At 32.0% G+C, this 22,548-nt stretch carries 25 protein-coding genes; 5 read left to right on the plus strand and 20 right to left on the minus strand.

Going from position 1 to position 22,548, the window contains the following annotated elements; all coding sequences use genetic code 11:
* Positions 1–59: 59 nt before the first annotated feature.
* The 4 genes from DW006_RS08975 to DW006_RS08990 are packed head-to-tail and all read right to left on the minus strand — an operon-like array spanning position 60 to position 4,565.
* A complete protein-coding gene (locus tag DW006_RS08975) occupies positions 60–1,247 on the minus strand; it encodes a CDP-glycerol glycerophosphotransferase family protein (RefSeq protein ID WP_117999978.1) in 1,188 nt (395 codons plus the stop codon).
* Positions 1,244–2,368, minus strand: a complete 1,125-nt coding sequence (locus DW006_RS08980) for a CDP-glycerol glycerophosphotransferase family protein (protein WP_022165137.1) — start codon at positions 2,366–2,368, stop codon at positions 1,244–1,246. Before DW006_RS08980 ends, DW006_RS08975 begins: the two co-directional genes overlap by 4 nt.
* Before the next feature lie 7 nt (positions 2,369–2,375).
* Positions 2,376–3,194 (minus strand): glycosyltransferase, encoded by an 819-nt coding sequence (locus DW006_RS08985; protein WP_117999979.1) that lies wholly within the window; start codon positions 3,192–3,194, stop codon positions 2,376–2,378.
* Between the two features lie 9 nt (positions 3,195–3,203).
* Positions 3,204–4,565: a sugar transferase gene (locus tag DW006_RS08990; protein ID WP_117999980.1), complete on the minus strand. Its 1,362-nt coding sequence runs from the start codon at positions 4,563–4,565 to the stop codon at positions 3,204–3,206.
* Between the two features lie 421 nt (positions 4,566–4,986).
* Between DW006_RS08990 and DW006_RS08995 the strand changes: the two genes are divergently transcribed.
* Positions 4,987–6,387, plus strand: coding sequence for an LCP family protein (locus tag DW006_RS08995; protein WP_117999981.1), 1,401 nt, complete (start codon positions 4,987–4,989; stop codon positions 6,385–6,387).
* A gap of 9 nt (positions 6,388–6,396) precedes the next feature.
* A complete protein-coding gene (locus tag DW006_RS09000) occupies positions 6,397–7,458 on the plus strand; it encodes an undecaprenyldiphospho-muramoylpentapeptide beta-N-acetylglucosaminyltransferase (RefSeq protein ID WP_022165141.1) in 1,062 nt (353 codons plus the stop codon).
* A 98-nt stretch (positions 7,459–7,556) separates the two neighbouring features.
* Here the strand turns inward: DW006_RS09000 and DW006_RS09005 are convergent, their stop codons facing one another.
* The 5 genes from DW006_RS09005 to DW006_RS09025 form a co-directional block, all read right to left on the minus strand.
* Positions 7,557–7,970: an HIT family protein gene (locus DW006_RS09005; RefSeq protein WP_022165142.1), complete on the minus strand. Its 414-nt coding sequence runs from the start codon at positions 7,968–7,970 to the stop codon at positions 7,557–7,559.
* Positions 7,971–8,045: 75 nt separating this feature from the next.
* A complete protein-coding gene (locus DW006_RS09010) occupies positions 8,046–8,648 on the minus strand; it encodes a rhomboid family intramembrane serine protease (RefSeq protein WP_022165143.1) in 603 nt (200 codons plus the stop codon).
* 104 nt (positions 8,649–8,752) lie between these two features.
* A complete protein-coding gene (locus tag DW006_RS09015; protein ID WP_117999982.1) occupies positions 8,753–9,334 on the minus strand; it encodes a DUF5662 family protein in 582 nt (193 codons plus the stop codon).
* A gap of 60 nt (positions 9,335–9,394) precedes the next feature.
* The gene (locus tag DW006_RS09020; protein ID WP_117999983.1) at positions 9,395–10,222 is read right to left on the minus strand and encodes an ATP-grasp domain-containing protein; all 828 of its coding nucleotides are present in this window, start codon (positions 10,220–10,222) and stop codon (positions 9,395–9,397) included.
* Between the two features lie 142 nt (positions 10,223–10,364).
* Positions 10,365–11,246, minus strand: coding sequence for a RimK family alpha-L-glutamate ligase (locus DW006_RS09025; RefSeq protein WP_117999984.1), 882 nt, complete (start codon positions 11,244–11,246; stop codon positions 10,365–10,367).
* A 250-nt stretch (positions 11,247–11,496) separates the two neighbouring features.
* Here DW006_RS09025 and DW006_RS09030 point away from each other — a divergent pair, with 250 nt between their 5' ends.
* The 3 genes from DW006_RS09030 (at position 11,497) to DW006_RS09040 (ending at position 14,741) form a co-directional block, all read left to right on the plus strand.
* Positions 11,497–12,132 carry a hypothetical protein gene (locus DW006_RS09030; RefSeq protein ID WP_117999985.1) on the plus strand — a complete coding sequence of 212 codons (636 nt, stop codon included), beginning with the start codon at positions 11,497–11,499 and terminating at the stop codon, positions 12,130–12,132.
* 66 nt (positions 12,133–12,198) lie between these two features.
* The gene (locus DW006_RS09035; RefSeq protein WP_117999986.1) at positions 12,199–14,097 is read left to right on the plus strand and encodes a BMP family ABC transporter substrate-binding protein; all 1,899 of its coding nucleotides are present in this window, start codon (positions 12,199–12,201) and stop codon (positions 14,095–14,097) included.
* A 47-nt stretch (positions 14,098–14,144) separates the two neighbouring features.
* Positions 14,145–14,741: a metallophosphoesterase family protein gene (locus DW006_RS09040; RefSeq protein ID WP_117999987.1), complete on the plus strand. Its 597-nt coding sequence runs from the start codon at positions 14,145–14,147 to the stop codon at positions 14,739–14,741.
* 75 nt (positions 14,742–14,816) lie between these two features.
* Here the strand turns inward: DW006_RS09040 and DW006_RS09045 are convergent, their stop codons facing one another.
* The 11 genes from DW006_RS09045 to DW006_RS09095 form a co-directional block, all read right to left on the minus strand.
* On the minus strand, positions 14,817–15,161 hold the full coding sequence (locus DW006_RS09045) for a hypothetical protein (protein WP_117999988.1): 345 nt from the start codon (positions 15,159–15,161) through the stop codon (positions 14,817–14,819).
* 63 nt (positions 15,162–15,224) lie between these two features.
* The gene (locus DW006_RS09050) at positions 15,225–15,932 is read right to left on the minus strand and encodes a hypothetical protein (RefSeq protein WP_117999989.1); all 708 of its coding nucleotides are present in this window, start codon (positions 15,930–15,932) and stop codon (positions 15,225–15,227) included.
* Positions 15,933–16,083: 151 nt separating this feature from the next.
* Positions 16,084–17,193: a DUF6273 domain-containing protein gene (locus DW006_RS09055; RefSeq protein WP_117999990.1), complete on the minus strand. Its 1,110-nt coding sequence runs from the start codon at positions 17,191–17,193 to the stop codon at positions 16,084–16,086.
* Positions 17,194–17,271: 78 nt separating this feature from the next.
* On the minus strand, positions 17,272–17,976 hold the full coding sequence (locus DW006_RS09060; RefSeq protein WP_117999991.1) for a hypothetical protein: 705 nt from the start codon (positions 17,974–17,976) through the stop codon (positions 17,272–17,274).
* Between the two features lie 386 nt (positions 17,977–18,362).
* The gene (locus DW006_RS09070) at positions 18,363–18,743 is read right to left on the minus strand and encodes a hypothetical protein (protein WP_117999993.1); all 381 of its coding nucleotides are present in this window, start codon (positions 18,741–18,743) and stop codon (positions 18,363–18,365) included.
* A 773-nt stretch (positions 18,744–19,516) separates the two neighbouring features.
* Entirely contained in the window at positions 19,517–19,693 is a 177-nt protein-coding gene (locus DW006_RS12060; RefSeq protein ID WP_158561104.1) for a hypothetical protein, read from the minus strand.
* Between the two features lie 48 nt (positions 19,694–19,741).
* Entirely contained in the window at positions 19,742–20,164 is a 423-nt protein-coding gene (locus DW006_RS09075; protein ID WP_147337645.1) for a hypothetical protein, read from the minus strand.
* A 40-nt stretch (positions 20,165–20,204) separates the two neighbouring features.
* Positions 20,205–20,615 (minus strand): hypothetical protein, encoded by a 411-nt coding sequence (locus tag DW006_RS09080; protein ID WP_117999995.1) that lies wholly within the window; start codon positions 20,613–20,615, stop codon positions 20,205–20,207.
* Between the two features lie 41 nt (positions 20,616–20,656).
* The gene (locus DW006_RS12065) at positions 20,657–20,809 is read right to left on the minus strand and encodes a hypothetical protein (protein ID WP_158561105.1); all 153 of its coding nucleotides are present in this window, start codon (positions 20,807–20,809) and stop codon (positions 20,657–20,659) included.
* 267 nt (positions 20,810–21,076) lie between these two features.
* Positions 21,077–21,466 (minus strand): hypothetical protein, encoded by a 390-nt coding sequence (locus DW006_RS09090; protein ID WP_117999997.1) that lies wholly within the window; start codon positions 21,464–21,466, stop codon positions 21,077–21,079.
* 174 nt (positions 21,467–21,640) lie between these two features.
* Positions 21,641–22,510 (minus strand): leucine-rich repeat domain-containing protein, encoded by an 870-nt coding sequence (locus DW006_RS09095; protein ID WP_117999998.1) that lies wholly within the window; start codon positions 22,508–22,510, stop codon positions 21,641–21,643.
* Between the last annotated feature and the right edge of the window lie 38 nt (positions 22,511–22,548).

The raw sequence follows: 22,548 nt of genomic DNA on the forward strand, positions 1-22,548 counted from the left end.
ATTTCTGCATTCGTGTGATTGTATAATCTTAACGAACCCATAGTATCACAACAATTATACTAATTTTCTATTATCATATCCAGCACTTTTTTACTGACATCAGGTCCGTCTAAATAATTATACTTCTCGTTAAACTTTTTATATTTATCATCAATGACAAAATTGTCAATGAATTTCTTAACATACGCCATTGTTTCCTGCTGATTAAACACTACCGGACCAGGCAACTCTTTCACATCAAAATAAAAGTCTCTGGTCTTATTTTTGTATTCGTCATAATCTGCCATAAAGAAAACAATTGGTCTTTTCAGATTAGCATAATCAAAGAATACCGATGAGTAATCTGTAATAAGCATATCGCTTATGGCATAAAGAGTGTTTACATCTTCAACTGAAGATACATCATAAACAAAGCCTCTATACTCACTTACATCCAGTTTCTTTGATATAAAATAATGTGCCCTAAATAAAATTACATAATCATCACCAAGTTCTTTGTACGCTTCCTTAAAATCAATATAGTTAGCCAGCTTAAAACCTTCTGCTGCACTGTACTGATTATCCCTGAATGTGGGTGCGTAAAGTACAACTTTCTTATCTGTTGGTATATTTAGTTCTTTCTTTATATTAGTACACTGGTCTTTTGTAAATTTAAAAAGATAGTCATTTCTTGGATAGCCTGTTGTCAGCACATTGTTCTCTTTAGACACATTTTTCATATTAAATGCCGAAATAAACTTATCTGTACAATACTTAGATGGTGAAATCATGTAAGTTATTTTCTTTGATTCCTCCACATAAATATTTTTCATCTGAGACTTGTTTGTTAATGCGTTTCCCTGCTTTTCCACATCAAGACCTATTTTTTTCAAAGGTGTACCATGCCATGTCTGAACAAAAATCTGGTCAGCCTTAGGTTTCAAAAACATTCTTGGATTTGAATTAAAAATCCAATATTTTGCTTTTGCCAAGGCTCTGTAATAGCCAAAACTTTCAAACTTAACAGCGTTTTTCACATCTGTTCTGTTAGGATTTCTAAGAGACCAAACCAGTGTGTAATCTTTATATTTAGGATTATTTTTCATTTCTTCATACAACGCCTTTGGGTTACACGAAATATTTCTTCCCTGAAAAGACTCAAACACAACCATTTTGTCATCTCTTTTTTCTATGAGTTTTGCCAGAAAATATAAAAATCTTTTGTAAAGCAGCATTAGTTTTCTCAGTATGTCTTTTACCTTTTTCATTTAATACCTCCGAAAACTTTCTTTTCCACTCTCTGACAGCTTTCGCCGTCATTGTAAGAGTTTATAATCATATTAACTCTCTCTCGTTCTGCTGCGAAAACATCATTATCTTCTGCCACATTCACCACATATTTTTCCAAATCTTCATAGGAATTAATCTTCTCACCTGGCATGTATTCAAATGGATTATCAAATACAAAACCTCGCTTCTTTCTATATTCTTCAATATCTTCAACTGTAAAAGCAATCGGTCTGTTAAGAAGCATATAGTCAAAGTAAGCTGATGAGTAGTCAGTAATAAGCGCATCTGCATTTCTAAGCAGTGCATACACACTTAGACCTTTCTTCTCAAGTGCCTTTTGTGTCATGAATTTAATGTTGCTGTGCTTTTCTTTGTAAGCATCAGCTTTTTGAAGTGGATGCATTTTTATAACCATCTTAATGTTTGATTTTTTTAATTTTGAATTCAACTCTTCAATTTGAGTTTTCTTTAAAACCGAAACAATATAATCATCATTATATTCTCTGTATGTTGGAAGCCACAAAATTAATTTCTCATTTGGCTTTTTCAACAATTCATCTTCTTTTTTGTTTGGTATAAATAGCTCATCATTTCTTGGATTTCCAAGTATTTGTACCTGTTCCTCATTGCAGCCGAAAATCTTTGCCATAATTGGTTTATACAATGGCGAACTTGCAGCCACAATGGTAAAAAAGTTATAGTCTATTTTCTCTAATCCTTTTTCCAAATTTCCGATTTTCTTCAAAGGTGTGCCATGCCACAAATTAACAACTGTCTGATTTTTACTAGGTTTTATTGGATATTTACCAAAGCAGTAAAAAGCGTATTTTGATTTTAGAAAATACTTAATGCCCTGCTTGTTTCCCACAAATGTAACATTAGTAGGAGCGCTTTCAATATATTTTTCATAATCATTACTGCTTACCACAATCCGGTAATCATCGTTATAGTTCTTTCTTATTAAATAATCATAAAAAGCCTTAACATTATCTCTAAAGCCTAAGTTAGTATAGAAAAATATTAGCTTTTCGTCTTTTTTTATAGCCTTGTTAAACCACGTTAATGGTTTGAAAAAAACTTTTAAAACTTCTTTATTCATTGTCCTACTACTTTCTTAATGTCTTTCCATATAAGGTAGCTCTTAAGCCGTTAGGAATAATACTTACAATACTTCTTGTTAATACACTTGTAAGGAAATTTCCCATAGATATGAATCCTATCTTTTTCAAATGTTTTCTGAATCTGTAAATATACCTTACATAAGAAACACCGCCACGTCTCTTGTACATTTCACTGCCACCACGCATATACAGGAGATTTTCCTTAACATTATATCCTTTGTAGCCTTTGTTTAACATTGTACACCAAAGATTATAATCCTCGAAAAATCTATAATCCTCATAAAAGCCGGCTTCTATTACTGCTGATTTTTTGTACATTACTGATGGATGATTAAAAGGACTTCTGTTTTTTGCAAACATAATTATTTCTTCATTATTCTCAGGAACCACGCGCATGTTTCCGGTGTTACTAATATCTCCCACAAACTCAATTATGTTAGAGCCAACTATATCTGCATTTTTTTCCTTCATTGCCTTCATCTGCTTTTCAACTCTATCAGGCATACTTACATCATCGCTATCCATTCTAACGATTATCTCATTTTTACATTGTAATATTCCATTGTTAAGTGCCTTTGCCAACCCCATGTTATGCTCAAGCCTGTAAACATTGAATAAGCCTGAATAGGTTGTTACAAAATCTGCAATAACTTTATTCAGGCCTTCTGTAAGATGGCCATCACATACAATTACAAAATCATTAGTTTTTACTGTCTGATTAAGAATGCTGGTAATGGCCTCCTTTAAATATTCAGGTTTTTCTTTTATATAAACTGACATTAGCACTGAGTAATTCTCTGTCATATAAATCACCTATTTCTTATCTATAATTGCTGTCTTCTGATTTTTGTCCACGCCTTCAGTATTATCCTTCATGAACATAATCTTAAAGGTCATTAATATTAACTGAATATCAGTCCAAATCTTATAATGCTGAATATAATACATATCCAACTTCAATTTATCATAAGGTGTTGTGTTATATTTTCCGTATACCTGAGCATATCCTGTAAGCCCTGCTTTTACCTTTAATCTGAAACAAAATTCAGGAATTGTTTCCTCGTACTGTTTTGCTATTTCAGGTCGTTCAGGTCTTGGACCTACAACTGACATCTTACCTGAAAGGATATTAAACACCTGTGGTAATTCATCAAGATGTGTTGCTCTTAATATTTTTCCCACCTTAGTAACTCTGTCATCATCTTTGGCTGCTAAACGTGCGCCGTCTTTTTCGCAGTCAACTTTCATGCTTCTGAACTTTAATATTTTAAAAACTTTTCCATTAACCGTAAGTCTTGGCTGTGTGTAGAAAACCGGTCCTCTGTCCCAAATCAAATCGCATACTGCAACAATCACAGTAATAATAACTGTTGGTATACATAAGATTAAGGCAATGACAATATCAATAATTCTCTTCACAAAAGCCTGTTCCCACTTAAGTCCTCTTATCTTAGTTACCAATAATGGCGAGTCAAATAAATTATTCTGTTCTGCACCAATGATAATAATATCTGATAACTTCGGTGTAATATATGCTCTCTTATCATACATATAACAAAGTTTGATAAATGAGTTTCTTGTTCCACTTGGTATGTCACAAAGCAATACTGCTGAATGTCCCAAAATGGCTTCTTTTATTTTTGAAAAATCTTCATCACAATGAATTGACTCTTTAATGTGATATTTATCTTCTCTTATTTTGATTTTCTTTACTAAATTATCCGGATCCCTATCACTATATATTAATAACATGTCTTTTGGTGGATATAACCATTTGTAAACCAACATGGCTATTGCCGCCCAAATGAGACAACATAAAATATTATCAAAGCTCATCCCGATAATAGGTGCCGGATTTACTAATTTAAGACTTAACATGGAAATCTGCAAATACATTATTACATTAGTAAATAACAATGCAAGTAATTGCGAGAATACCAAATCCGAATACTTAAGTCTTCCTAACTTAAATGCTCCGTACACCTGACAGAACACTGTAAACAATAAAGCATATACAAACAACAGCACCATATGACCTTTAAAGAAAAAGCCTCTGTCCATTCCACCGCTGTAATGATTATCCCAACAATACCAGAATACTATTGTCTGTACAGTTATTACTGTTGCAAGCAACAATAATACTATTATTCTTCTAAACGCTCTTGACTGTTTCATTTTTTCTCCTACAACATAAGCTGGCTTGCATCAGTTTCAAAGTCCGCAACGCCAGCTCATAATATTCTATAATTTTACCAAAGCCACTATTATTTGTCAATTTTACCACCCTGACCGTATAATAGGTAGACTGTTATACTTTGTTTTTTTATAAATATGTAGTATAATTAGACCGAATTTTGCGAACTGTCAGGAACAATTTTTGATAGTTTTTCAACGCATTTTAATTTGAATGAAATATTAATGAATATACTTGAATGAATTATTTATATTTTGCTCAATAAATATGCATTTTATTTCGTATAACAGATACAAACAATTATATGGCTAAAGTTTTTTAATCACTTCTTCAAATAAAGTGATTATTTAGCTTTTACTAAAAATTAAAATGTTACTCTATAAAAGAATTTAGGAGGTACTTATGAGTAAAAAACAAAATTCATCAGATACAAAAGCCGGCTATTACGGATATAGCTCTGAAACAACATCAGCAGAAAATCATGCCAAATCAAACTCCGGTAGTAAAAAGAGTGTAAAGGCTAAAGATCCAACTAAAGGTTCAAAGGCAGGAAAAATCGTCGGGATTGTTCTAGTGCTAATTCAGCTTGCATTGTCAATTACTGATGTTTATTTATTCCTTACTAAAGACTTTGCTTTTATCACACCTACAATAGTTGGTGTAACAATACTTATTCTTCTTGTACTTTTAGGCTTAGTTTTCTTCTTATTACAGAAGTCTAAAAACGCTCAAACATTTGGGAAGATTATTTCAGTTATTGTAATTATTTTATTGGCACTTGCATGCTTTTTCCTTTTCCGTGATTTTTCTAAATTCACTAACGGTAAAAAGCTAGATAATAAACCATTTGTAGTTTTCGTTTCTGCAAATGATACTTTTGGAGAATTTAACAGGAAGTCATTAGGACGTTCTGATACAAATATTTTAGCAGTTGTAAATCCAAAAACTCACAACGTTTTAATGGTTTCAACTCCTAGAGATTATTATGTAGAAGTAAAGGCAAAATGCGTTGCCCCTGATTCATACGACAAATTAACACACGTTGGTTTATATGGAAAAGGCACGGCTAAGAAAGCAGACGGAACTGCTGCTACTGTTAGTGACTGGCAATGGGCAAGTGAGGTTTCATGGAATCCAGGCAATAAAGCTTTAATGGACACATTAAAATCTTTATATGGATTCAAAATTTCAAGCAGCCGTTATCATTATGTAAAGCTTAACTTTACAGGTTTTGCCAAACTTATTGATGCCATGGGTGGCATTACTGTTAAGGTTGATAAACCTTTCAGTACAACAACTTATGCTTCATACGGTGATACTGAAACAAAAGAACGTAAGAAATACACATACACTAAAGGTAACATGAAAATGGATGGTGCCACAGCCCTTACTTATGCAAGAGAGCGTCATTCATTCGGCAATGGTGATATGCAAAGAAACAAAAATCAGGTTAAGGTTCTTAAAGCCATTGAGAAAAAGGCATTAAGCGGCACAACATTGCTTCATTATAATAGTATTTTAGATGCTATCGAAAACAGTTTTACAACTGACATGGATATTTCATCATCAATTAATTTATTAAAAGATGGTGGTTCTGACGGTTGGAACATTATGTCATTTGGTGTAATCGGTACTCCTTCAAAAGACTTATGTACTTATACAGGAACATATCTTGCAACTGTTTTACAGGATAAAGATTCTGTGGCAAGAGCTACTGATTTAATGAACATGACTTTAAATGGAAAAACTACACAGGAAATCAAAAAACAAATTAAAAAATATAATAAAGAACAAGGAAACTAGGTGAATACTATGAAAAAGATTATTTTAACCGGTGGTGGAACAGCAGGACATGTTACACCAAACATTGCCCTTGTACCTCAGCTTAAAGAGGCAGGCTTTGAAATTAAATATATTGGTTCTGAAGGTGGCATGGAAACTAAGTTAGTTGAAGATGCCGGCTTGGATTACCAGGGAATTTCTTCAGGTAAACTTAGACGTTATTTTAGTTGGAAAAACTTTTCAGATCCATTTAGAGTTTTGAAAGGCTATTTTCAGGCAAAGAAAATTATCAGAAAATTTAAACCTGATATTGTATTTTCAAAAGGGGGTTTTGTTACAGTTCCTGTAGTCTTTGCTGCAGCCAAATACAAAGTTCCTGTAATTATCCACGAATCAGATATGACACCGGGACTTGCAAATAAACTTGCCATAAAGAAGGCAACAAAAGTATGCCATAACTTTCCTGAAACTGCTAAGTATTTAGGCGAGAAAGCTGTTCACACAGGCTCACCTATAAGAGCAGAGTTATTTACAGGAAATAAAATCACAGCTCTTGACATGTGTGGTTTCACTGCAAACAAGCCTGTTATTATGGTAACAGGCGGTAGCCTTGGTGCCGAGAAGGTAAATAAACTTGTTAGAGCTGCTTTACCTGAACTTCTTAAAGATTTTCAGGTTGCACATCTTTGTGGAAAAGGCAAGGTAGATGAATCTCTTAATGGTACAGAAGGTTATGCTCAGTTTGAATATATCAGTGAAGAAATGAAAGATTTCTTTGCAATGGCAGACATAATTATATCAAGAGCCGGTGCCAACAGCATTTGCGAGATTTCAGCATTAAACAAGCCAAATATTCTAATTCCACTTTCCGCTAATGCAAGTCGTGGTGACCAGATATTAAACGCAAACTCTTATAAGAAGCAGGGCTTCAGTGAAGTTCTAGATGAAGATGTAGCCACAAAAGATGATTTGATTTCAACAGTACATAAAGTCTTTGACAACAAGGACACATACATTGAAGCAATGTCAAAATCATCAGGTACAGGTGGTGTTGAAAAAATTGTTGGCTTAATAAAAGATTTGAGCAAATAAAATAATATAAATAAAATATAAGCCCTATGTTAAAACTGATATGCATACAATAATTTAACTTCATATCAGAATATAACATAGGGCTTTTTTATTAATAACTATTTCAATATTTCTTTAACCTTTGCGGCAATTTTTTCTAAACCTTCTGTGTCCTGTGTGCCAGGTGTCCACTTAATGTTTGCATCATCCTCATCATATCTTGGAATAATGTGAATATGCAAGTGGAACACTGATTGACCTGCTACTTCTCCATTGTTCTGTAAGATATTGATACCCTTACAACCTGTTGCTTCTTTAAGGGCTGTTGCCACTTTCTTTGCAACAATGTGAGCATGTGCAAGTGTTTCATCATCAATCTCAAACACGTTTGCTGCATGTGTTTTTGGTAAAACCAAAGCATGTCCTAATGTTGCCGGACCTGCATCAAAAATCACCTTTACCTTGTCATCTTCATATAGCGCAGTGCTAGGAATTTCTCCTGCTGCTATTTTACAAAAAATACAATCACTCATGTTATGCCTCCTAATCTTTTTTATAATTTTATCATATATAATTTGGGTGTCAAAAGCATCCAAATATTTTTTCTACTACAAATTAAAATATCTGCCTCTGTCTTTAATGCGATATAGCAAAAATCCCATTGCCACACCAATTAATGCTCCGCCAAGATGCGCCATTACATCCACACCTTCTTCCATATTTCCAAATACCATCAAAACAAATAAAATAATAAGTCGTGGTGCAGACACCTGTCCCATTCTTTGTCTGTTTTTGAAAATCATAACAAGCATAACTCCGAATATTCCAAATATTGCGCCTGAAGCACCTACGCTAACAACAGCTTCTCCTAAACTCATTTCAATTAAAGCCGACAATACCGCGCCACCTATACCACTTACAAAATAAGTAATCAGATACTTAATTGGTCCATATTCTTTTTCAATCTGATAGCCCAATATTCCAAGCATAAACATATTATTTGTTATGTGGTTGGCACCTGAATGTACAAACATATGGGTTATCAATCTGTACCACTGGCCATCTTCCAAAACAGCCGGCCAGTACATTGCGCCATGTTCATATAAAAACTGAGTATTTTCAGTGCTGCCTGTGAACTCCATTACTAGAAACACGGCAATATTTATAATTATCAAAATTGTTGTCACTATTGGTATGTTCTTCTTATTCATAGTTTTATTTCCTTATTTTTTCTTTGTTTACTTGATTTCTTACTTTTCCAGTGATCTATTTTCTTATATATTTTCTTACTTTCTCTGGCCTTTAATTTGCTTATCTAATGTCCTGCTTTATTCTTTCCCTTAATTTTCTTTTCTTCTTTAAGTCTCTTTCTAATGTACTTAAATGCCTCGTCCTCACCGGCTTCTGCAGTCATAACAAGCAATTTTTCAATTTCATCCCTTGTTTTCAAATTAATGCTTCTGTGAGGTTTTCTTCTACTAAAATAGTCTAAGGGATCCGTCTGTTTATATTTCTTGCCATTGTATATCTTGCTGGCAGCCAATCTGTCGCAATACATCTCAGCCACATAATTGTAAGGCATTTCCACTGGTTCATTTCTATGGGTTTCAATATTGTAATCCACCCAATATTCAAAGTGGTGACGATTACGTCCTTTGTGGTGCATCCAAGCCTTTGAATATCCAAAAACTTCCCTTTCGCCCTCGTTAGGACTTCTGTGTCCTGTATAAAACTTAACTCCCGGAATAAATTCTGTTGGCGTATATTTAGACAAGTCATGTCTAAGTCCCTGCCACAATATACCAGCTTTTTTACAATGTTTAATTACCTGATGTCTGTGTCTTGTTATTGTAAAAAAATGACCTGTCAGCCTTTGAAAAAAGTTTCTTTTTTCCATTTTAATATCTCCATTTTTATTTTCTTTTAACTCTAACGAGTGTCCATATTGGAATATTATTTATGATATCTCACCTATAATATAATCTACAAATAACTTAGCAATATCTATGTCACAAACGCTGTAAAGCATTCTTGCTCCCACTGCGTCCTCAATTTCATTAAACACAGCCTTTCCATTATGAAATGTAAAATCAATTCCACCATAATCAATTTTGAATTTGTTTAAAATCTGCTTAACCATAGCAATTTCATAATTATTTAAATTATATTCCCGGGCACTTCCACCAAGACTATAATTGCTCTTAAAGCTTTCTTTTGAAGTTCTTAAAACAGCCTTAACAATTTTGTTTCCTATAACATATACCCTAACATCTTTTCCAATGTCGGAGCAAAGTTTTTGGATAACATACTCGTCCTTTATCTTAGAAAGTGCCTGTTTCTTCTCATCTTCATTATGTACTAAAAACACCTGACTTCCACCATGTCCACAGCAACTTTTGATTACATAAGGATAAGTAAAATCCTGTATGCTTTCACGGCTACCAATTACTTCTCCCTGATAAATTATTGGTAGAAAAGGAACTATGCCTTCCAAATATTTGTAATTTTTGCCTTTGTTATTAGCAATGTCTGTAACCATGCTGTTATTAAAAACTCTTATTTCTCTTTTCTCAAGAAGTTCTGCAATGTAGGAATTTCTGCTTCTGTTTATTGCAAAATCAATGTTTGCATTCTTTACAAACACCTCTGGTTTATCAATTTCTTCTAAAATAACCAGCTTAAGTTCAACATTATATTGGTCGAAATCTTCCTTAAGCATTCTGATAAAACCTTTATTTTTTTCTGCATCTTCTCTTGAATAAATCACCCAGCCAATGTCGCTCATTTTTTGGAATGTTTCCTCCTATATTAATCAACTAATTTTAAGTTTCTATTAATAAATTGAATCTTTTTCTTATTTACTTCAAATATAAATCTTGGCTTACTAATATGTATAGCATCAATTTTCCACTCATTTAATTTCAATGCTAATCTTTAATACTTTTAACAATATAATCTAAAATACTCTCCGCTACATTCACGCCTGTGCAGTCATATATGTTTTTAAAGTGAGCATTGGAGTTCACCTCGCAAAGAACCGGTTCTCCCTCTTTTCCAAACATGATATCCACACCTGCAAAATCTAAATTAAGTTCGCGGCATACATCTATAGCCATCTGTGCCTGCTCTTTAGTTGGTGTGTACTTTTTCATTTTACCACCGTTAGTTATGTTGGCGCGGAAATCATTTTCATTTACACGCTCCATTGCCGTAACAATTTCATCACCTACAACGTGTATTCGAACATCTTTACCCTTAGAACTTTCGATGAACTCCTGCATGATAAACTCATGATGCCCTATTTCTTTTATTTTATCAACTGCTTCATAATAGCTATTTACCAAATATACCTGTTCACCAAAAGAACCTTTGTTCTCCTTAATCACCATAGGATAGCCAAGGCTTCCTTCAACCTGAAGTAAAAAAGTATAATCTTTATATTCCTTATCAAATGTCATTGGTGCAATAAAAGTTTTTGGCATTTTTATGTTTTTGTTTTTTAGGCGGATAAAAGTTAGCGCCTTGTCATCGCACGCCTCAATTCCATCTGCATTATTAAATACCCTAAAGCCTTCTCTCTCAAGCATTCTTGCCAAATTAACATCCTTATCCCAAAACAAAACAAATTCCGGTCTTTCTCTCCAGTTTATATTTTCAGGATTTGCCGGAATAATTGAATCAAGCTGGTCATTAGGCAACTTTTTCAAATTAATGTTTCTTTCCTTTGCTGCTTCAATTAACCAACTATATATTTCTTCAAACTTTTCACTTTTCAAATATCCATTTACTACCAACCAAGCTGTCTTCATATTGCCCTCCTACATTTGTATTTTCCCTTTAACAGCAAAGAACGGTTAAGGCCCCCTTGCCATTAACCGTTCCGGACTGAAAAATATGTTAGTATACTTATGAGTCTTAGGAGAGACTTATAAGTAATAGGTACTACCCTTTAATTATAACAAATTCTTATTTTTTATCAACATACTTTTGCTTTTTACCTTTAACTTATTGACCTTTTATGCTAAAATTATGTAAAGATTAGCTTTAAGGAGGCGGCAAATGCGCGATACAAAACAAACAACGAACAAAAATATAACATATATCGTTATATTTACAATAATGATTATAGTTGTTGCATTACTAATAATTTTTATACCAAAACTTAAGAATAAAGATACTAGCAGCAGCAATTCATCACCTGATTCAGTATCTGTAATGTCAACAGAAGGTTCACAGGATGAAACAATTAGTAAATCCATTAAGAATTTAACTGATGTTAAGTTTGGCAGTAAACGTAAATCTATTTCTTCTTATGAAAAGAAACAGAAAGGTACTCAGGATGGTTCATACGCAGCTTCTTCAGATGGAAAAGTCGCATATCTTACATACAAATTCAGCGAGAAGAATCCACCTGAATACTTTGGTGCACAAGTTCTTCCTACTGATTCTAACGCTCTACTTCAGTATGTACTTAACGAAAAAGGTAAGCTTTATGAAGTGCGTTTACAGTATGGGAAACTTTCAAAGGATTCTTATGATGCTATAGTTTCTAACATTTCAGGTACATACGGAAATTATACATTTGCAAGAACATATTCAAATGGTTCCGCTGAGCATTGGTGGAAAACAAAGAGTATTACACTTATAGCATATTACCAAAGTACAAGTGTAAGTGTTTATCTCAGAAAAAATTAATTAACATGACACCAGACAACTCTTTGCTTATGCTTAGAGTTGTTTTTATTTGAAAGGAAGGTTTCTATGTCTTATTCAGATTATGTACAGGCAGCTAAAATTGGGAAAAAAGACTATCAGTCAAAACTTATGGCTGGAGAAAGTCCAACTCTTGAAGTTCTTGATGATATTTTGCATACAACCAAAAGTTACAGAGAAGTATCTCTTGGGTTAGTTCAGATTCCATTAGCACAGGTGGTAGGTACCAAAACTGCCGGAAGAAGCAATTCTTTTTCCAGCAACTTTATGCCTATTCTCGACCCTAATTCCGAGTTTGCTTCCAAGTGGATGACACTTTGCACAGCCCAACAGGAAGAAGGAATTACCGATCCTATTATTGCTTATGAATACATGAACAAATTCTATGTTTTAGAAGGAAATAAACGTGTCAGCGTTTTAAAATACTACGATGCAGTTTCCGTAATGGGACAGGTAACAAGAATTTTACCGAAAAAAACAGATGATTATGATGTTAAACTTTATTATGAATTTGTTGATTTCTATAGTTTGTCAGAAATCAATTACTTATATTTTTCAAAACTAGGAAGTTTTGAAAAATTGCAAACTGTTGTAGGCAAAAAGCCTGGAGAAGTTTGGAGCCATAACGAAAGAATAGATTTTCGCTCGCTGTTTCTAACTTTTCAATCCAAATATGATGAAATCGGTGGCGAAAATCTTAAGGAAATCACTTGTGGCGATGCTTTCCTAGCGTTTACACAACTATATGGCTATAAAGAACTTTTAGAAATGTCAGACAGTGAATTAACTAAATTAATTAATTCAAATTTCTCTGAGTTTGAGCTTATGTCAGATACCGAAGTTGACTTAAGAATGACTGCTTCAACCAAAAAAGCTTCTGTTTTAACAAAGCTTTTGACACCGGGTGCAAAGCATTTGAAGGTAGCATTTATTTATGAAAAAACTTCAGCATCCAGTGCATGGACCTATTCCCATGAGTTAGGTAGATTGCACCTTAACGAAGTTTTTCCTGATGATGTAACTACCGTATACTATGACAGTATTAATTCACACAATATTGAAGAGGCAATTGATGATGCCATTGCCAATGGCTGCAATGTAATATTTACAACATCGCCAACTTTTTCTCAGGCAAGCTTAAAGGCTGCAATTGCTAATCCAAAAATTACAATACTAAACTGCTCACTGCATGACCCTCATACTTCAATGAGAACATACTACGCAAGAATGCATGAAGCTAAATTCATTATGGGTGCAGTTGCCGGTTCAATGGCAGCGCATGACAAAATTGTATACATTGCCGATTATCCTATATACGGAACAATTGCCAATATTAACTCATTTGCACAGGGTGTAAAAATGACTAACCCAAGAGCAAAAATTCATCTGCTTTGGAGCTGTTTAAAAGACGTTGACGTTGAAGAACAGATTAAACAATTACAGCCTGACTGCGTTTCCGACAAAGATTTGTCTGTTCCAGAAGCCGGAACAAGATACTACGGTTTATACATGTCATATCCTGACAGTATTTGGAATCTTGCCATTCCAATATATAACTGGGGAAAATTCTATGAGCAGCTTATAGAAGCCATTCTTAATGGTACATGGAAAGCAGATGACTCAAAGAATGTAAAGGCAATTAACTACTGGTGGGGCATGGCTGAAAACGCAATTGAAGTAATTAGTTCTCCATGGTTACCTGAGGGCATTAAAAAATTAATAAATCTATTAACAAAAACAATTCGCTCCGGTGATTTTAATCCATTTTCAGGAATTATTTATTCACAGGACAAAACAATAAAAAATGGTGAAAACCAAACTCTCTCACCAAATGACATTATTACAATGGACTGGCTTTCGGACAATATTATCGGTGAGATACCTGTTATTGATGAACTTGAAGAAGAAGCAAAACCTGTTGCAATGCAGCAAGGTGTAAATCAATAGCCAAAAGAAACAATGGGGTTTCTTAAAAATAAGTTCGGAGGACTAATATGAAGATTTTATTTATATCAGACGAGGAATCCAAATACTACTGGGATTATTACTCACCTGATAAATTAGAAGATATTGATTTGATAATATCTTGTGGTGATTTGGCTCCACAGTATTTGTCATTTCTTGTAACACTATCTCACGTTCCAGTTCTTTACATACATGGTAATCATGACGAATGTTATCTTTCAACACCTCCAGAGGGATGCGTGTGTATTGATGACGATTTGATTGTCTACAACGGAATTAGAATAATGGGACTTGGTGGTTCAATGCGTTACCGTCCGGGAACTTTCCAGTTTACAGAAAGACAAATGAGACGCCGCTACGCCAAACTTAAGCGTAAGCTTTTCCTGAAAGGTGGTGTTGATATTTTGGTTTGTCATTCACCTGCCAAGGGAATTAATGATGGAGAAGATTTGCCGCATACAGGTTTCAGTGTGTTTAAGGAAATTATGACAAAATATAAACCAAAATATTTTGTGCATGGTCATGTTCATAAAGCATATGGTCACGAATTCAAACGCTACGACAAATTCGGCAACACAATTATCGTTAATGCCTGTGAACGCTGCGTAATAGATTACGAAAAATAAAGATGTGATAATTCACTTTAATGTTTAAATCTCAGATTATATATCTGATTAAACCGGTGAATTATCACATCTTTTTTATTTGTTTTTATTTTTCTGCAATACTAATATGCAAATATACACACCTATTATCATAAGCGGTACAAATGTTATAATTTTCAATGCTTCAAATCCCACAACTGCTGCTATAACCTGAAAAGCAATAGCTATAATTGTTTCAATGGTATTTTCAGAATGTAAAATCCAAATTATATTAATGCCCGCTATAAGTCCTAAAACCAACATAATAATTGAACACCATACAAATTCATATGTAGAATTATATGTAAGACTTACCTTTGATTCAATCTTATAATTTAAATATTGTGCAACTATTACTGCAACTGCCAAAATTAAACTTGATAATGTAGTTTTGAATTTCATAATTTTTTCTCCTTTCCTAACAATTATATTATAATTTATACACAAGTCAATTTATATATTGGTTTAATATTTACAATCAAGCGTGTAACTCCATGAAGATTTTCCTCTTTTCAAAACAATTGTCTGATTGGCTCCCATATTGCAACTATGTTCTGTTAAAACTGCCTTCCAGGATTTCGGTGGCTCATATTGAAAGCTCTTTCCAAGTATAGTCTTTCCACTTCCTGACTTACTAAATTCCTTGTATCCATCTTTCTTTGTAAAACCATCTTGTCCAACCGTGTATGAACACTTAACTAATGTCACACCAGAACCCAGCCTTATTCCACCATTACATCCACTAACCTTTCCTATAACCTTGCTAATGCGTCCATATTCTTGTTGCCTATATTCAGATAATTCATACCATATTTTTAATGTAATCTTAGCAGTACCGCTTCTATCACTACCTGACTCCACTACAGTTCTTTTTCTTGCACTCATTTTAGAAACATTATATGTGGCAATACCATTCCACTGAGTCTTTGATTCATCATCTTTTGGATCCACAACAATTTCTTCCTCTTTTAAATGCGATTCTATGTTATTGTTTGAGCTTATAATTTTATCAACCGTCTTAGCTATAATGCCACTTTTCTCATCAATATACCATTCACATTTGTTTTTTTTATCGACAGCCACCTTATTCTTCTCTGACGCCATCACTGTTGTTGAACCTATGCAACCTAAGATTGTCAAAACTATTATTCCTTTTTTCAAAATTCTTTTCATTTGTTTTTATAACTCCTCTTCTCTTATTTTAAATTCTAAAGCTTTAAAACTGTTGCTACTATACCCCCCTTTTTTGGTATGGTCAATACTTTTTGCACAAGCGTCAAAAAAAACGACATAAACGTCGTTTTTTTCTAAAAATTTATTTGTTTTACTTATACTGAATCCACATTGCCGGACGAATGTTAATATTCTGGCTTGATACCTCGTAACCATAATCCATGACCTTGCCGTTAGATACGAACTGAGCTGTATTGTCGCTGATACCCGCATCAATAAGCCACCAGTCTCTTGTATAATTACTTAGGATTTCTTCATATCTGTTTGCCTGCTCAGCATTAAGCATGAACAACTTATCTGTTGTTTCCTTTCCACCCTTTGTCTTAGACTGACTATTAAGGGGAATTGAAATCCTTGTTTCTAATATTTTTGACTTCTGACTTTCAGAGAATGTTTCATCAATAAAATCACTATTTAAGAATTTTCTAAGAGATGACTTTTCCCATGTTACGCTAATATTTTCATCATTGTATGCATATCCTGGAATTGGTTCTGACTTAACCAAAAATGCTTTTCCCTGTTTTTTCTCAAGAATAAGCCACTTATACTCTCCAAAAAGTATACTTGTGCCAACCTCAGACTTATCAATATTGTTAAGTTCCAATTCGCACAACTGAGCTTCGGAATCTTTATAATCTCCCAAACTTCTCAATGTATTCTTTGCAACTTCGTATTCATCATTCTTTTTGCAATCTATTCCATATTCATATTTGCTTAAAGTTGCTCTATCCTGACTGTCCTTGTAAGACTTTAAATTATTGAACATCTTATAGGACTTTTCATAATTGCCAACCTTTTCATAATATGAAGCTCTAACATATCTTCCCTGTTTTGTCTGAGAAAAAATTACTCCTACAATTCCAACAACTATTACTACAAGAATAATTCCTAAAACTATTTTTCGGACAACTCCGTTACTCTTCTTCTCTTCTTCCTGAAAATTATCAGGTTTCTTTTCATTCTTTTTGTTAGCATCAGCCTTTTTCTTAAATTCTTTTGCCTTAGCCTCTGCCTCTTCAGCTAACTTAGCCGAGTCCTCATAGTCACCCAGCTCTCTATATTTCTTAGCTATTGTTCCGTAAATTTCTGCTCTTTCCTTGTCTCTTGTAAGACAATTAACAGCCTGTGTCAGTTCTTTCGCTTTCGCATACTTTTCTTCGTCAGTCAACTTAACTTCTTTAACTTTTGTTTTTACCGCCATATATACCTCCATTTTATCTTTTTCATTATATTACTCATACAATTTAAAAGCAACTGAAAAAGTGGCATGGACAGTTTATTATAACAATTTGTTCTTTTCTGTTTTTGTTTTTTTATATTCTCGATATAGAAGCATCATCATAGTCTCAAGTATCATTAAACAACTAAACTGAAAATCATCTGTAACATTTAACAGTACCAGACTCATTTCCTTTCCGTCACCTGGTCCGTAAACAGGAAAATTACTAATTCCTATAAACAAGCTTATAATAAAATAATTTCCAATCCAGAAATATTTATTTTCTGCAATTATTTCTTCAATAATTTTCTTTTTATGTAAAACTATACACATTGCAACAGATAGTATAGCTGCTATAATTATTGAAATATAAATTGTTGCATAATCTACATAATAAATGTATATCTTAAATATTTCCGAAAAATTTATATTTAAAACAAAAAATATAAGTCCCACAAATTCATAAAAATAGACAAATAAAAATATTCCATCCGTCATATAATCTTTTTTTTGAAATTTAACATATAGGTATCCCAACACCATCCCAAAAGTTAAACCTAAAAGAATAACTTTTATAGAGCAATTAAGGTAACACGGAATAACCGTTCCTAATATCCCACCAAAGTAAACTACTGTTACATAACATTTTAATGTTTTAGACACATACTTTTTACTTAAGATAAGTAAAATTCCAACCAAAATCCTTATAATAGTTATAAAAATATCACCATAAAATTCATTATATATGTTTATTAACTGTTCCATATTTCCCTCTTTCTATCTCCATACTGGATCTGCATATTTTACTAAACCATCTCCTATAGGATATTGTCTTGCTGTAGTTCTAAACTTTTTTTAGTTCCATGCAACCACTCATACAGAAACATATTTGCCCTATTTAATCCTTTTTTACAATTTATTTGGGTATAATCTGTTTTTCCCTTATACGCATATGTCTCACCTTGATTTTTTGTATGGCTAGCTAACCCATACTTATTATACCAAAAGATTTTTTTGCTTAAAGCTAAAGCTTTCTGGTCCCATTCATAGCAGAGAATTTTATTGGTTTTAAAGCAAAAAGCATTTTCTCTTTGTTGTTGCAAGTTTTTATCAACAAATGCATTTATTTGTTCCTTTTTGCATTAACCATTTCACATTTCTTCTCCAATAGGCATATTTACATTAACAAAATAATTTCTGCATAAATGTAAAAACAGTATTACTATAATTAAAAATATTAACACTGCAATTATTCGTAAACTCTTTTTTTGTATGTATTTTTTTATATATCTATATATCTTATATGTTGAACAAACTGTAAAGATTAGTCCTGATACAATCATACCAATAATCGCTATTATGTATAATTGGGTACTGACAGGGCTATACTCATATTTAATATAATCGTAGAAGTTATTTTGTATTTTATTTGCTAGTTGAATTTTCAATCCATCAGTAGCATATATATAACAAAATACTGTATACAGTATAATTATAAACACCAAATATATTTTTCTAATCATTTTTTTCATTCATATCCTCCTAATATTCCATGTAGTGTCAAACAACACTCCTTTTTTTACTTTATATCCTTGAGGGAATTTGCACCAAAAGTGATTCTTCCTAAATAATCACTTTTGGTGCAAAGTTATTAATAAACTTTTCGTTATTTCCTTGTAAATATATTTCTCATAAACAGTATAATTTTCAATAATTCTTCCTCTACATAATATTAAAAATTATAAATAAAATCTGGAATTGTGACCAACATCTGATTCAAATTACTACCCTTAATAGCTCATTAAGAACTACTCACTTATTTACACGATAAAAACTTACTTTTTTCAGTCTCATTACCATCAATAATCAGCATCAAACAATTCTTTATGTGCTGTCAAGGGTAGTGTTTGTATCACATAACTTATATATTTACATTTTCAAAGTTCATTTTTAACCCTTTTCTTCGTCTAATTTTTCATTGGGTATTTGACATTATTATACCGTTTGCTTATCGTGGAGCACGAATAACTGATTTAGTATAGGTTATTCTTTTAGCACCTTTATCTGCTACCGGATAGCAATCAGCTGGACCTAAACCTCGCCCAAATATTTTTTGCCATATAGAATTATCTCTTATTAAATTGTTTATAACAATTTAACGTAGTTTTTCCGATTTTTATTTCACCGATTTAAGCTTAGATATTCACTTAAAGTCGAAATTAATTTGATTAGGAAATACTTTATATAATCCAGAAATTTTCAAGTATTTATAATAAAAATTTTAAGGTTTTATCTATCATTAAGACTATTTCCTTCTTCTTGTGAATAATAAATATAATATAAGCATTGTGTCTATTATAAATAAAATTAATGTATACTGTGTTCTCCAAAAGAAATTATCTAATGTACCACTTAAAATATTAAACACGCAAATCAAAATAGATACTACTATTACTGCTAATAACAATATTTTTCTGTTCATTATTATCACTCTTCTTTCCTAATTATTTATTTGACAAATTTAATCCTTCTAATTGTCAATTATTAATGCCGGTTCATCACTACCAAGAGTTTCATAATTTATCTTTTGTAATTTAATCATTTTTGTTGAATCAAAGATTTTTTCCAATTCATTTGATAAATTATTTTTATCATGCGATTTATAGCTATTGTTTTTATAATCGATAATCATATAATTATTATTCTCATTAACTAAATATAATTTACTCTCTTTAGAATTATCATAATAAAAAGTAATTTTATCAAATATAGACTCATCTTCTTTTAAATCATATATCGTGTAATCAAAACTACTCATCATTTGAAATCGTCCGTCACCTACTGATAGGTAAGTGTCTCTTCCAGATTGATATTTTGTTTTTTTTGTATTTGCACAGCCTGATAAGCACAATGCAAATATCAACACAAGTATTGATAATCTTTTAATTTTCATTTTTATTTCTCCACTTTGTAGTATTTTTCTATCATTCTTTTTACAAATCATTTATCCACTTCTTTACCAATTCTACTTCTGACTTTTCCCAATACTGGGTATGTTTTGATGGTATTCCGGTATAAAATGGTAATCTCAGTTTTCTTCCATTTAACATAACAAAACAGCCAATCGTTTTTTCTTGAAATTCTACTTTCCTATTGGTTTTATACCTCTTTAAACATGAGTAAAAAATCAAATTATTCTCATTATATTCCACTTTGTAAATAACTCTGGTCGATGAATAATACATAAATGTTAATACGATTGTTAATATTAATGTAAACCATACTATTGCAACTATTGGTTTGTTATAAAATATAATACTGATACCTACTCCAAACATCATCAAATAAAAAATCGAGAAAATAATAAATTGTGCTGCATAACCCTTAATCTTTTTCTCTATCATAAAACAACTCCCTTTATTTTTAGATGATATAAGTAAAATTTCTACTTTCTAACCACCTTCGTTCCACTAGCAACGCCAACCATTTTAACCTTTTTGTCACATACTACCTTTGACATTTCTAAAATTCCGGTTAAATCAAGAGATGAGATATTATTATGATCACAATACAAATCTCCCGGCCAATCCTCAAACAAATTTCCAATATCTATGTCTGTTATGGCTACAATCTATATTTTCTAAAAGACGTACTCCTTTAATATTTAATTTCGTTATTTTATTATATGAACAATCTAACGCAAACAGCTTTTTCATGCTTTTACTAATTTTTAACTTTTTTAATGAATTATGCGAACAATATAATCCAGATAACTTTTCCTTATTTATTACATTTAGTTTCTTAATGTTATTGTTTGAACAATTCAAAATTCTTATTTTTGTATTGCCTTTAATATTTAACTTATTCAAGTTATTTTTTGACACATTAATACGTCAAGATTCTTAAGTTTATTTATATCAATATTTTTCAGGTTATTTCTTTTAACGTTTATGTATCTTAATTCTATTAATTTATTAAAATTAATTTTTCCTTTAAGTCCTTTTTTGTACCAGTTTATTTCTCGCAGTCTGCCTGTTTTCTTGCTCCATTTGTACTGTTTCTTATTATCTAATTTTGCGCTAACCTTTGCACCTTTATTTCTCTGGATTGTTATTATTTTCTGAATGGCTTTTACATCATTAATATCTTTTGACTGTGCATATGCATTGTTTGATGTTGCTGTAAACACACCAAATAATATCATTAGCGATAGAATGATTGTTATAGGTGTCTTCTCTAGTTTTCTGTTCTTCATAAGTTTTGTCCTCCTGTTAAATTGTTTATAATCATTTAACGTAGTTTTTTCCAATTTTTATTTTCTTTTAACTTTGACTTTTTTTGATAAGCCGGCCAAATCTACTTTCTTGTCACACACAACTTTATTCATACTCTTTATTCCTGCAAAATCAATTCTTGTAATATTATTGTTCTAACAATAAAGTTCTTCAAATTCATCACATGGTTTATCAATGTTCAATTCCGTTATTTGATTATTATCGCACTTCAAATATGTCATATTGTAAAAAGAACCTTTTATTTCTTTAATTTTATTGTTAGAACAATGAAGTACCTGTGCGTTGTATGTGTTTACAGCCTCCATCTTGTTATAACTACAAAATAACATTACAACTGCAACATTTGAAAAATTTAACTTCTTAAGCTTATTATTTTCGCAATAAATACAAATGTCACCAAGATTCTTAAGCTCTAACTTCTTCATTCCATTATTATCGCAATCAAGAACTTCCAACATCTTTAACCCCTCAACATGTAATTTATTTATTTTATTGTTTGAGCAATAGACATATGAGAGTTCCTGCATACTTTTGTCAAGCTTTAACTTTTTCAAACGATTGTGGGAACAAAATAACTCCTCTAATTTTTTATGCTTTTGTATATTAAGCTTCCTTAGGTTATTATTGGAACACTCTAAAAATTCAAGTTTCTTCAACTTATTTATGTTTATTTCTGTAACTTTATTTCTAGTAATAATGATATCTTTTAACCCTGTCAGCCTATTGAAATTGATTTTTCCCTTTAAGCTCTTTTTAGCCCAACTTACCTCAATCAATCTGCCTGTTTTCTTACTCCATTTGTACTGCTTCTTATTGTCTAAATTTGTGCTAACCTTTGCACCTTTATTTCTCTGGATTGTTATTATTTTCTGAATGGCTTTTACATCATTAATATCTTTCTCTTGAGCATGCACATTTTTTGATGTTGCCGTAAACATACAAAATAATATCATTAATGAAAATATAATTGTTATAGGTGCTTTCTTTAGTTTTCCGTTCTTCATAAGTTTTCTCCTCCTGTTAAATTGTTTATAATAATTTA

The sequence above is a fragment of the Eubacterium sp. AF36-5BH genome, from assembly GCF_003460505.1.
In the GTDB taxonomy this organism is placed as follows: domain Bacteria; phylum Bacillota; class Clostridia; order Lachnospirales; family Lachnospiraceae; genus Eubacterium_G.